Below are 11992 nucleotides of genomic sequence, written 5' to 3' on the forward strand. Positions count from 1 at the left end.
CAGCGCTCTGTCGCGAGGTGGCGTATATTACGCTTTCCTCTTTCAGAGTCAACCCTGATTTTCAGGATTTTTTCTCTTCAACCGACCGGGCTGTTTGTGAAGTGATTCACATCCGCCGTGTCGATGGAGGCGCATTATAGGGAGTTCCCGAGCGACCGCAACAGAAAAGTTGCAAAAAAATGACTAACTGCTGTATTCCCCAGCAAAACCCCGCCTTATACCTTTTTACGCACAGACTTATCCACAATCCATTGACGATCCCGGTGTGATCCAGCGATTTGAACACTATACTAGCGGCAAATATTTCTCTCGCGGGTCAACCTCATGACGACACAACGACTTCAACGTGACTGGCGTCTCCCAACCGCCGGGCTCGCCGTGCTGGTGTTACTTATGGCAGGTTTTGCACTGCATGGGCACTGGAATGCTTTTATTCAGTGGTGCCTCGCCACCCAGATCACCCTGCACCGTTATCTGGTGATGTATTTGCTGCAACTTAATAATCATCAGTACAGCGGTGGGCTGTGGTTGTTAACCGGTGCGTTTCTTTATGGTGTACTCCATGCCGTTGGACCGGGACACGGCAAATTCATCGTCACCACGTATCTCACCACCAATAAAGAGAGCCAGCTCGCGGCGCGCGTCGTACCGTTTATCGGTAGCCTGATGCAGGGCGTCAGCGCAATCGCCTTTGTCTTTATCCTGGCGGTTGGATTGAACTTCGCGTCAGGGGATATCAGCACCAGCCGTTGGTACGTCGAGAAAATCAGCGCCCTACTGATTGCCGCCTTCGGTGCATTTATCATTTATCAGGCGCTCAGCAGCCTGCGTCCGCGCAAAATGGCGATTAGCGCCATCAAGCCGCTTCACCAGCATAATGAACATTGTGGCTGCGGCCATCACGGCGTAGGGGTGGATCTGGCTAAAAGCGACTGGAAAACCCGTCTGGGCGTGGTGCTGGCCATAGGCGCACGCCCGTGCAGCGGGGCAATTATGATCCTGATGTTCTCGAATGCGCTCGGCATTATTAGCTGGGGGATTGCTGCTGTGATGACAATGTCGCTGGGCACGGCGCTGTCGATTATGGGGCTGTCGCTGGCAGTACGTTACGCACGTGAACGCACAGTAGCCTGGTTTGGTGGCGGCACGTCCCTGAACTGGATAATGCCGATGGTCAAAATTGCCGGAGGGGTTGTTCTGATACTGTTCGCGACGGTCCTGTTCCTGACGGTGATCCCCGTCAGCGCTGGCGGCGACTACATCGCCGCAGGATGCTAATAAAAGAAAACCCGCCAGCGGCGGGTTTTTTATCACTCGTTAATTCTCGGATGCTGGTCAACCAGGCGAGAACGTTTTTTCTGGAGCGCCTCGATCTCTGCGTCAATATCTTCAATCTTCTGCTCTACATTATCGTAGTGCTCACGCAGGATCTCTTTCGCTTCCTGAATATCAGACGCCGCAGGCGTTGCCCCTTTCAGGGGACGATTCGCCGTCTCCTTCATGGTAATACCGGTAATCAGGCCGACCACCGCAATGACCATCAGATAGTAAGCAGGCATCATCAGGTTCTGCGTGCTCTCCACCAGTGAAGCAGCAAGTGTCGGCGTCAGGCCCGCAATCAGAACGGAGATATTAAAGGCTGCCGCCAGCGCACTGTAGCGAATATGCGTCGGGAACATTGCCGGCAGCGTAGAAGCCATCACCCCGATGAAGCAGTTGAGGATCACCGCCAGCATCAGCAGACCGGCGAAAATCAGCCCCAGCACATTGCTGTTAATCAGAATAAAGGCCGGAATTGCCAGTGCGAACAAGGCGACGCTGCCGAGAATAATGAATGGCTTACGGCCAAAGCGGTCGCTCAACAGACCCATAATCGGCTGCACAAACAGCATACCTACCATGATGGCGATAATAATCAGCACACCGTGGTCTTCCGAGTAGTGCAGGTTATGCGACAGGTAGCTCGGCATGTAGGTCAGCAGCATGTAATAGGTGACGTTGGTGGAAATCACCAGACCAATACAGGTCAGCAGGCTGCGCCAGTGTTTGGTCGCAATCTCCTTGAACGACACTTTCGGGCCATCCTGTAACCCTTCACGGTCACCCTGCTCCAGCTTTTCAACGTGCTGCTGGAACGCAGGCGTCTCTTCCAGGGCGTGACGCAGGTAAAGCCCAATGATGCCCAGCGGCAGCGCCAGGAAGAACGGAATACGCCAGCCCCAGTCAAGGAAGTTCTCTTCACCCACTACGGTTGAAATCAGAACCACAACCCCCGCGCCCATGACGAATCCGGCAATCGAACCAAAGTCCAGCCAGCTGCCCATAAAGCCGCGTTTACGGTCCGGAGAATACTCGGCGACAAAAATCGATGCACCGGTATATTCGCCGCCAACGGAGAAGCCCTGCGCCATCTTACAGATCAACAGCAGAATCGGCGCCCATATACCAATGGTCGCATAGGACGGAATAAGGCCGATACAGAATGTACTTATCGACATGATGACAATAGTAATAGCCAGGATTTTCTGGCGACCATATTTATCACCCAGCATGCCGAAGAAAAGACCACCAAGAGGGCGAATCAGGAAGGGAACGGAGAACGTACCCAGCGCGGCAATCATCTGCAAGCTGGGATCGGCACCGGGGAAGAACACTTTACCAAGTGCATAGGCCACAAAGCCGTAAACACCAAAATCGAACCACTCCATCGCATTACCGAGCGAGGCCGCTGTAATCGCTTTGCGCAGTTTCGCGTCATCAATAATGGTGACATCGCGCAGCGTGATGGGTTTTACTTTTTTCCTTCTAAGCATAGCTTTCCTCGTAGACTCAGCCCCGTCCGTTTCACAGCGCATTTTGCAAGCTGTGAACCAGAGATCCGCTCCATGCGAATCTCCTTATTCAAGCGTAGCAGGTTTACTTACATTGACGTTTTACCTCAATACAACCGAACCTGTTGACGCCTGTCTGGGCAGTTAAAGACCTTTTTACCCTACCAGCGTTTATATATGTGATCAACTTCACATATATTTTTCCTGTTCGTAAGATGCCTTCAGCTTTTGTCAATTCACGATAAGTAAGGTCATTCTCAACCCCCTTATCAAACAGATCTTAACGCCCGTTATTATTCATTCCCAAACAAAATACAATCACATTTCTTCACAGCGAATTTACACAAAATTTAATTATTAATCGTGGGCAATCCTGTTTCCATTCAATATGTGACGGAGATAACTAAAACGGTGTTTCGTTTTGATTGAATCGCAATTCCAAAGATCGCATGATAAATCCGAACACGATATCTCAGCGGCTTTCAAATGAAGGAATACTGAACGCCTTAATTTCACTTTACAGCATAAGTAACGAATCGATTGGCCTCCAAAAAGGCAATCATTTGAATTTGTTGATCTATTTTTTGAGATTTCCGCCAGCCACGCGGGCGAGATGTGAGGGTTAATGATGAAGATTAAAGCAACTATAGAACGCATCCCGGGGGGGATGATGCTGGTCCCGCTGGTACTTGGCGCGATATTAAATACGCTGGCCCCGAATACCGGTGCTTATTTTGGCGGTTTTACAAAAGGTATGATCACCGGAACGGTACCGATTCTGGCAGTCTGGTTCTTTTGCATCGGCGCATCTATTAACTTGCGTGCAACAGGTACGGTATTACGTAAATCAGGGACGTTGGTCATTACTAAAATTGCGGTCGCCTGGGTTGTTGCCATGATCTGTGCGATGTTCATTCCGGAGAATGGAATTCAGACTGGCTTCTTCGCCGGATTATCCGTTCTGGCCATTGTCTCAGCAATGGATATGACCAACGGCGGTCTCTATGCCAGCCTGATGAATCAATATGGCACCAAAGAAGAATCGGGCGCGTTCGTGCTGATGTCCCTGGAGTCGGGTCCACTGATGACGATGTTGATTCTGGGTTCTGCTGGCCTTGCCTCCTTTGAACTACACCATTTTGTCGGGGCGATCCTGCCGTTCCTGATTGGTTTTGCGCTGGGTAACCTCGATCACGATCTGCGCGATTTCTTCAGCAAAGCCACCCCGGTACTGATCCCGTTCTTCGGCTTCGCGTTGGGCAATACCATCAACCTGAACGTAATTCTGGAAACCGGCCTGCTGGGTATTGTGCTGGGTGTTGCCGTCATCGTCATCACGGGTATTCCGCTGATTATTGCAGACCGCGTCATCGGGGGCGGCAACGGAACCGCGGGTGTGGCCGCCTCTTCGGCCGCAGGCGCTGCGGTAGCCAACCCGGTGATTATCGCCCAGATTAACCCGGCCTTTGAACCCGTAGCCGCTTCCGCCACGGCTCTGGTTGCCGCCAGCGTGATTGTGACGGCAATTCTGGTCCCTATCATCACGGCACTGTACGCCAGACGCTTTGGGCATGTGCCTGAGTCCCGGACAGAACATGAAGCGGTAGAAATGCACCACTAACCCTTTCGCCCCCCTCTTTAAAAAGAGGGGGGCAATCACGTACCAAATATCTCTTCCACCATGCCATCCACCAGCCGTTTTGCCGAACAGAGTCTTGGCATTCCCAGCGCGACCGTTTGCCAGCTCTGCGTCACTGACCAGCTCACCGGATGTTTATCCGCCTGACACCAGTCCCCCAGCCAGCCCAGCATATCTTTATAATCAATCAGACCGGGAGAAGCGGGCGTCGTCAGCCACTGATGGTAAAAATGCCGGGTGGTGGGAGAAGCATTAATCTCCTGTGCCAGATAATTTGCGGCCATGCTGCGCAGGTTATCTTTCAGCATGGCCGCCACATCACTATTCGCCAGACGACAGGCATCGCCAAACGCCCCCCAGCGCAACTCTTCCAGCACGATAAAGCAGCGGCCAGCCAGCGACCAGCCGTCATACTGCCCGGCTCGCCAGCGGGTAAAAATTTGCTCGCTGTGCTCACCCGCCTGAACCGTAAGGCCTCGCTGCGCGAGCGCTTTCTCTTTATAGGCGGCACGCTGGTTGAAATGTGCGGAGAGCTCCTCGTACTGTTGCAACAATCCGGGAGGTTGAGGGAGGCGTGGATTCACCTGCTGGCGCAGGGCTACCAGCCTGTCGGACATACGGGTCAGCGCAAGGTGTCCGGGGTCGAGCATACCGGCAAGTTTCTCCGCCAGACCCAGCCGCAGTGCTGCATTTTCGTTGAGCATTCCCGCCATTGCCCACGGCCGCAGCCGGGTCTGCGTAATGATCTCCTGCGTCAAACGCTCACGAAATTGTAGTTGCTGTGGCCCCAGGAGGGCGTGACGTGCAGCATCCGCCCCCTGGACCAAATCGACCATAAATTTTGGATGAATACACTCCAGCGTCCGCCCGGGACCGTCCAGTAGCTGTGTTGTCATGGTTGCTCTGCCGCGAATAAGGTTTGAATATCATCGCGTAACAGTCGGGTATCTTCCTGAATCCACGCCGCAGTGGTCATACTTTGCTTCAACAACTGGCTAAGCGCCCGGGTTGAATGCTCATTCTGCTGCCGAACGGCAAGGCTATCACGCAAGCTTTCCTGTAACCCGGTCAGGCACAACGAAAACTCTGCAAAGAACGTTGCCATACCTGCCGTAACAGAGACATCGACCTGCGCGGCCAAAGCTTTACGAATTTGATCGCAAAACTGATCGGTATGTTGCGTAAATTTGCCATGAAGCTGAGCGATGTCGATGACATAGCGTGTGCGCGTCACGACATACTCCTCCCAGCCCCAGCCGGGATTATTGAGCCAGCGCGAGACGGTATTACGTACGCTGCCTGCCCCTGCTGGCTGACTGGCGGGAGGGGTGTCCTGCACAATGGCATCATTAAATAACCCGCGCGTATTGAAATTAAGCTGGTTTGCCTGAAACGCCGGGAAGCTAATCCGCGCCCGAAATCCGGCATGACTGAGCTGTTCCTTAATTCGCGTCTCGATGGGTCGCATCGCCTCATTCAACGATCGGGCGAGCGTAGACTCCAGCTGATCGAAGCGTAACGCCAGCTCCCGGCCAATTCTGCTCTGCGCATTCAGCATAATCTGCTCGCATGACGATCGGATCTTGCTCAGGACAATCTGCGCATGCCCTTCATCGTCAAGCACCAGCTGCTGGATCGCATCCGCGTCGTCTTCACGCAAACTGGATGGCTCGCGGCCTGCTAAGTCAAGAATAGACGGGCGGCTAAAAATGTCGCCCAGCGCCTGGTGAAGTTCATCTTTCTGGCGAAGCAGAAAAGCATCCGTTGCGTTGAGCGCCTCTTCAACTTCATGCTGGACCTCATCGCTCACCACGCTCTGCCGCTGACGCAGCATCGTCATATCCTCTTCCAGGCGCGCAATATTCAGCTCCAGCTCATCAAAAGCGACCGTCAGTCCCTGATGGCGAAAGTCCAGGTATTCTCTGGCATTTTGCGCATAGTTCAGCAGCTTATGCGATGCCGACCGTAAAGCGAACAGTGAGGCGTTGGCGTAAGCCGCGTAAATCAGTTTGCGGATGGGCTGTTCGAACAGCGAATCCTCCCACAGCAGATCCGCCGCATGGCGAATATGGTCAATATCGTCCAGGTCGGCCGTTCGCCAGCGGCGGCCCAGCGCGGCCTCGGCAAAATCCTGTACCCAACGCTGATCCTGATGATCGGGAAGGCGCCCATGGACGTTCATCTCATAGCGGGCGCGGTTTGCCAGATAGGCCCACATGGAAGAGACCGGATAAATTTGCCCCGGAGAAATATTCCCTTTCATCAGCGTGCCGGAAATCATCGCCCGCACCTGCTCTTCATCGTCGCTATTACGATCTTTCTGATCGAATTTGTTGACCAGGGCGTAAAGCGGCACGGATTTCCCGGCAGCCGAAATTGCCTGACGAACCTCAGCATCAGAAATGGATTTAAGCTGGGTGTAGTCCATCACCGCCAGAACGGCGGAGGCGCGCGCCAACTGCTCATTGAGCATTTTTTGCAGGTGCGGCTGACCGGCCTCGTTCGGCCCCGGCGTGTCGAGCAGCGTCAGTTGCCCCAGGTGCGCATCCAGACCGGCGAGATGCACAAACTCCACCTCAATCACCGGAATATGTTCAATCGCGGCATACTCAGAGAACGGAAACTCCACGCCTAGCGCCTGAGAAAGCCGCACCAGATCGTTCAGGCTTTTCAGACAATGAAAGATGGGCTCCGCGCCCAGGTGATGTTTTTCAAACGCCTCACCTCTTTCTATGCGCTCCAGCAGCGTATTCATGTCCTTGTCGATTTCCAGACGCCGCGCCAGCTTGCCGCGATCTTTATCGCACAGTTTTTTCTGCAACAGGGTAATCAGGGTATCGATGGGCGAAACGTGCAAAAAATGCAGCACCGGCTCCTTCTGGCCCGGCGTATGGCGGATCAGCGTGGGAAGCGCCGTCATCGGACGATTGCGGTTCGGCAGCACTTCCGTGCCCACAATCGCATTAATGGTGGTCGATTTTCCCGCTTTCATGGTACCCACAATCGCCAGTACCATTTCGAGGCGGGTTATTTTGCGTAATTCATTATTCAGCATCGCCTGCTGAGCGTCGACACCTCGTGCGCTAAAATGCAATGGCAAAACGTTGTTATTAACGCCGCTCATGGCAGCGGTTGTGCTATCCAGTTTTGCAATCGGCATAGATTTTAATGAATCAAGATTGTTCAGAGCGAGCTGTAACAAACGTTCAGCTTCCTGGCTTAATTCAAATATGGTCTGTGTGTGCATGATAAAAGCCTTCCCTTAACGCAAATTTATTACTTTTATTAAGCCACGATGTTTTAATTATACTTTTCAGGCTTATATGATCACGTATGGAAAACATGTTCATTTAATACAACTAACTGAAGATAATGAGAATTTAAAACCCACCCTCGTAATACGTGTAAAACATCCCCTGGCCAGAAAGCCAAAAGTGAATAGACAAAACGCATTTTCAGGAAACATCAGGATATATCATCGTTATTTACCCACCAAAAAAGAGAGGTATTCCCTGACGCCAAAAGATGTATGTCGTCAGAGGAGGGTAGATAAATAACGGCTTGTTCCTTCACCTTATCCGAAATGGCACAGCGTAGCAATTTGCTGTAATAAAATATTCGATACATTTAGCATGATTACGATCTCTGCCGTTCAGGGCATACGCTTCTCTTAATTCACTGACAGTTCGTGTCATCGCTTGCGCATTTATGCGCTATTTTTATAAAACAATATCACCGACAAAAGTGGGGATTTGCGTTATACTCGCTGCCTTTTTCGGCACACTGCCGTCATTTAGCTGGCGTTTTCCAGCGTGTTAACACTTTTGAGGATACCCACATGCAACTTCCACACTGCCCGAAATGCAATTCTGAATACACCTATGAAGACAATGGCATGTTCGTTTGCCCGGAATGCGCCCATGAATGGAACGATGCGGAGCCTGCGCAGGACAGCGATGCGCTGATCGTGAAAGACGCGAATGGCAACCTGCTGGCAGACGGCGACAGCGTTACCGTTGTGAAAGATCTTAAGGTAAAAGGCAGCTCCTCCATGCTGAAGATCGGCACTAAAGTTAAAAATATCCGTCTGGTTGAAGGCGATCATAATATTGACTGCAAAATTGACGGCTTCGGTCCGATGAAACTGAAATCTGAGTTCGTGAAAAAGAACTGATTGTCCCGCCCGGTGACGCTTCGCTTACCGGGCGTTCGGGAACTACACTTAACGGGCTTTTCTTACGTGAGGTAAAGATTATGCCGTTAAGTCCCTACATCTCTTTCGCCGGCAACTGTGCGGAGGCGACGGCCTTCTATCAGCAGGCCGTCGGCGCAGAACTCCTCTACAAAATCACCTTCGGCGAAATGCCCAAAGACGAAAACAGCGAAGAAGGCTGTCCGTCAGGCATGAACTTCCCGGATACCGCCATCGCCCACTCTAATGTCCGCATTGCCGGCAGCGATATCATGATGAGCGATGGTCTGCCACCCGGTAGCAGCACGCAGTACGCCGGATTTACGCTGGTGCTCGACACGCAGGACGTGGATGAAGGCAAACGCTGGTTCGACAACCTCTCTGATGGCGGCAATGTCGAAATGGCCTGGCAGGAGACTTTCTGGGCGCACGGATTCGGGAAAGTCACCGATAAATACGGCGTGCCGTGGATGATTAATGTCGTTAAATCATAGGCCGCATAAGCGCAGCGCATCCGGCAACAGCGCCCGGTCGCGCTGCGCTGGCCGGGCCTAGGGTGATTGTCATCAAACTCCCCTCAACTCTTCAAACTCCCGCAACCAACACTTAACCTGAATGTCATATTGATGCGCCAGCATGAGGCCACATTTATCGTGAGGCCGGGCACATGCAAACTGTCATTCGCGTCGAGAAACTGAGCAAAACCTTCCATCACAACAAGGCGCTGCATGCCGTTGATCTGACCGTCCAGCAGGGCGAAATGGTGGCGCTGTTGGGGCCGTCTGGTTCAGGTAAATCCACCCTTCTTCGTCACTTGAGCGGCCTGATTACCTGTGACAAAACGCCGGAAAGCCGCGTCGAACTGCTGGGGAACACCGTGCAACATGCGGGGCGTCTGGCGAGCGATATTCGCAAAAGCCGCGCTCAGACGGGCTATATCTTTCAGCAGTTCAACCTGGTGAACCGCCTGACCGTGCTCGAGAACGTGCTGATTGGCGCGCTCGGCAGCACCCCGTTCTGGCGCACCTGCCTGCGCTGGTTCTCCCCATCCCAGAAGCAAGAAGCCTTACAGGCGCTGACCCGCGTCGGCATGGCGCATTTCGCCCACCAGCGCGTCTCCACGCTCTCCGGCGGACAGCAGCAGCGCGTCGCCATTGCCCGCGCCCTGATGCAGAAAGCCAAAATTATCCTGGCCGATGAACCTATCGCCTCGCTGGATCCGGAGTCCGCCCGCATCGTGATGGAAACCCTGCGCGACATCAATCAGAACGACGGCATCACCGTGGTGGTGACGCTGCATCAGGTGGATTACGCCCTGCGCTACTGCGAGCGCATCGTCGCCCTGCGTCAGGGACATGTGTTCTTTGATGGCGCAAGCCACCAGTTTGATAACGAACGTTTTGACCATCTCTACCGCAGCGTAAACCGCGTCGAAGAGCGCGCGCAGGCTGCATAACGACCCATAACGAGGAATGGAAATGAGCTATAAAACGGTTGCCGCGCTGGCCTTCACCAGCATGTTCAGCATCAGCACCCTGTTAAGCCCGGCCCACGCCGAGGAGCAGGAAAAAGCACTGAACTTTGGCATCATTTCGACAGAATCACAGCAGAACCTGAAACCCCAGTGGGAACCGTTCCTGAAAGATATGGAAACCAAACTGGGGATCAAAGTGAACGCGTTCTTCGCCCCGGATTACGCGGGCATCATTCAGGGAATGCGCTTCAACAAAGTCGACATCGCCTGGTATGGCAACCTCTCTGCTATGGAAGCGGTAGATCGCGCGAACGGCCAGGTGTTCGCCCAGACCGTTGCGGCAGACGGCTCTCCGGGCTACTGGAGCGTGCTGATCGTTAACAAAGACAGCCCGATCAACAACCTCAACGACATGCTCGCCAAACGCAAAGAGCTGACCTTTGGTAACGGCGACCCGAACTCTACCTCCGGCTTCCTCGTCCCTGGCTACTACGTCTTCGCGAAAAACAACGTCTCCGCCAGCGACTTTAAGCGCACGGTTAACGCCAGCCACGAAACCAATGCCCTGGCCGTGGCGAATAAGCAGGTTGACGTTGCTACCAACAACACTGAAAACCTCGACAAGCTGAAGACCTCCGCGCCGGAAAAGCTGAAGGAAATCAAGGTTATCTGGAAATCACCGCTGATCCCGGGCGACCCGATCGTGTGGCGCAAAAACCTCTCCGAGAACACCAAGGACAAGGTCTACGACTTCTTTATGAACTACGGCAAAACGCCGGAAGAGAAAGCGGTTCTGGCACGTCTGGGCTGGGCACCGTTCCGCGCGTCCAGCGATTTGCAACTGGTGCCGATTCGCCAGCTGGCGCTGTTCAAGCAGATGCAGGGCGTGAAGGACAACAAAGGCCTGAAGGACGAAGAGAAGAACAGCAAAGTGTCGGAAATTCAGGCGCAGCTGGACGATCTTGACCGCCTGACCGCCGCGCTCGGCGCCATGACCAGCGTGAATAAAGCGGTGCAGTAACGCCTTTCTCCCTCTCCCTCAAGGGAGAGGGGACTAAACCCAAAGGAGCCAACATGCAAACCATCACCCTCCCGCCGCCAAAACGCAGCTGGTTCTCGCTCATAAGCTGGGCTGTTCTGCTGGCGGTGCTCGTTATCTCCTGGAAGGGCGCGGAGATGGATCCGCTGCTGCTCTTCAGGGACTCAGGCAACATGGCGACCTTCGCCGCCGACTTCTTCCCACCGGACTTCAGCCAGTGGCAGGACTACCTCGGTGAAATGGCGATCACCCTGCAAATTGCCGTCTGGGGCACCGCCCTCGCCGTGATCCTCTCCATTCCGTTTGGCCTGATGAGCGCCGAAAACATCGTGCCATGGTGGGTTTACCAGCCGATGCGCCGCCTGATGGACGCCTGTCGCGCCATCAACGAAATGGTCTTTGCGATGCTATTCGTGGTCGCCGTCGGCCTGGGTCCGTTCGCGGGCGTGATGGCGCTGTTCATCCACACCACCGGCGTGCTCTCCAAGCTGCTCTCCGAAGCGGTTGAAGCCATCGAGCCCGGCCCGGTGGAAGGCATCCGGGCAACCGGAGCGAACAAAATCGAAGAGATCCTGTACGGCGTCCTGCCGCAGGTGATGCCGTTGCTCATCTCCTATTCCCTGTACCGCTTCGAGTCCAACGTTCGCTCCGCCACCGTGGTCGGCATGGTGGGCGCAGGCGGCATTGGCGTCACCCTGTGGGAAGCGATTCGTGGTTTCCAGTTCCAGCAAACCTGCGCCCTGATGGTGCTCATCATCGTCACCGTCAGCCTGCTGGATTTCCTCTCTCAACGTTTGCGTAAGCACTTCATCTGAGA

10 protein-coding genes are annotated in these 11992 nt (G+C 53.8%); 7 read left to right on the plus strand and 3 right to left on the minus strand.

Annotation, left to right across the window (positions count from 1 at the left end; all coding sequences use genetic code 11):
- The first annotated feature begins 324 nt into the window (after positions 1-324).
- A complete protein-coding gene (locus DD597_RS22070; protein ID WP_023324028.1) occupies positions 325-1278 on the plus strand; it encodes a nickel/cobalt transporter in 954 nt (317 codons plus the stop codon).
- A gap of 32 nt (positions 1279-1310) precedes the next feature.
- Here DD597_RS22070 and proP read toward each other — a convergent pair whose 3' ends face one another.
- A complete protein-coding gene (proP, locus tag DD597_RS22075) occupies positions 1311-2813 on the minus strand; it encodes a glycine betaine/L-proline transporter ProP (protein WP_003860199.1) in 1503 nt (500 codons plus the stop codon).
- Positions 2814-3459: 646 nt separating this feature from the next.
- On the opposite strand from proP, the gene kdgT reads away from it, so the two are divergent.
- Positions 3460-4452, plus strand: coding sequence for a 2-keto-3-deoxygluconate transporter (gene kdgT, locus DD597_RS22080; RefSeq protein ID WP_003860201.1), 993 nt, complete (start codon positions 3460-3462; stop codon positions 4450-4452).
- 35 nt (positions 4453-4487) lie between these two features.
- Here the strand turns inward: kdgT and DD597_RS22085 are convergent, their stop codons facing one another.
- Positions 4488-5366 carry a diguanylate cyclase regulator RdcB family protein gene (locus tag DD597_RS22085; protein WP_048209967.1) on the minus strand — a complete coding sequence of 293 codons (879 nt, stop codon included), beginning with the start codon at positions 5364-5366 and terminating at the stop codon, positions 4488-4490.
- On the minus strand, positions 5363-7717 hold the full coding sequence (gene crfC, locus DD597_RS22090; RefSeq protein ID WP_129256588.1) for a clamp-binding protein CrfC: 2355 nt from the start codon (positions 7715-7717) through the stop codon (positions 5363-5365). The genes DD597_RS22085 and crfC overlap by 4 nt, the downstream gene beginning before the upstream one ends.
- Before the next feature lie 591 nt (positions 7718-8308).
- Here crfC and DD597_RS22095 point away from each other — a divergent pair.
- The 5 genes from DD597_RS22095 (at position 8309) to phnE (ending at position 11990) form a co-directional block, all read left to right on the plus strand.
- Complete coding sequence (locus DD597_RS22095) at positions 8309-8644, plus strand: zinc ribbon domain-containing protein YjdM (protein WP_003860206.1); 336 nt, start codon at positions 8309-8311, stop codon at positions 8642-8644.
- An 80-nt stretch (positions 8645-8724) separates the two neighbouring features.
- A complete protein-coding gene (gene yjdN / locus DD597_RS22100; protein ID WP_003860208.1) occupies positions 8725-9156 on the plus strand; it encodes a VOC family metalloprotein YjdN in 432 nt (143 codons plus the stop codon).
- 173 nt (positions 9157-9329) lie between these two features.
- On the plus strand, positions 9330-10118 hold the full coding sequence (phnC, locus tag DD597_RS22105) for a phosphonate ABC transporter ATP-binding protein (protein WP_003860210.1): 789 nt from the start codon (positions 9330-9332) through the stop codon (positions 10116-10118).
- A 22-nt stretch (positions 10119-10140) separates the two neighbouring features.
- Positions 10141-11157, plus strand: a complete 1017-nt coding sequence (gene phnD, locus DD597_RS22110) for a phosphonate ABC transporter substrate-binding protein (protein ID WP_023324026.1) — start codon at positions 10141-10143, stop codon at positions 11155-11157.
- Between the two features lie 53 nt (positions 11158-11210).
- Positions 11211-11990, plus strand: a complete 780-nt coding sequence (gene phnE / locus DD597_RS22115) for a phosphonate ABC transporter, permease protein PhnE (protein ID WP_023302942.1) — start codon at positions 11211-11213, stop codon at positions 11988-11990.
- The last annotated feature ends 2 nt before the right edge of the window (positions 11991-11992 follow it).

Source organism: Enterobacter cloacae complex sp. 677-3DZ2D5B, from assembly GCF_004136695.1.
GTDB classification, from domain to species: Bacteria; Pseudomonadota; Gammaproteobacteria; order Enterobacterales; family Enterobacteriaceae; genus Enterobacter; species Enterobacter hormaechei_C.

Bases quoted from the DNA above. Each gene is read 5' to 3' on its own strand.
- DD597_RS22070 (WP_023324028.1), top strand. From the start codon at position 325: ATGACGACACAACGACTTCAACGTGACTGGCGTCTCCCAACCGCCGGG.
- proP (WP_003860199.1), bottom strand. From the start codon at position 2,813: ATGCTTAGAAGGAAAAAAGTAAAACCCATCACGCTGCGCGATGTCACC.
- kdgT (WP_003860201.1), top strand. From the start codon at position 3,460: ATGAAGATTAAAGCAACTATAGAACGCATCCCGGGGGGGATGATGCTG.
- DD597_RS22085 (WP_048209967.1), bottom strand. From the start codon at position 5,366: ATGACAACACAGCTACTGGACGGTCCCGGGCGGACGCTGGAGTGTATT.
- crfC (WP_129256588.1), bottom strand. From the start codon at position 7,717: ATGCACACACAGACCATATTTGAATTAAGCCAGGAAGCTGAACGTTTG.
- DD597_RS22095 (WP_003860206.1), top strand. From the start codon at position 8,309: ATGCAACTTCCACACTGCCCGAAATGCAATTCTGAATACACCTATGAA.
- yjdN (WP_003860208.1), top strand. From the start codon at position 8,725: ATGCCGTTAAGTCCCTACATCTCTTTCGCCGGCAACTGTGCGGAGGCG.
- phnC (WP_003860210.1), top strand. From the start codon at position 9,330: ATGCAAACTGTCATTCGCGTCGAGAAACTGAGCAAAACCTTCCATCAC.
- phnD (WP_023324026.1), top strand. From the start codon at position 10,141: ATGAGCTATAAAACGGTTGCCGCGCTGGCCTTCACCAGCATGTTCAGC.
- phnE (WP_023302942.1), top strand. From the start codon at position 11,211: ATGCAAACCATCACCCTCCCGCCGCCAAAACGCAGCTGGTTCTCGCTC.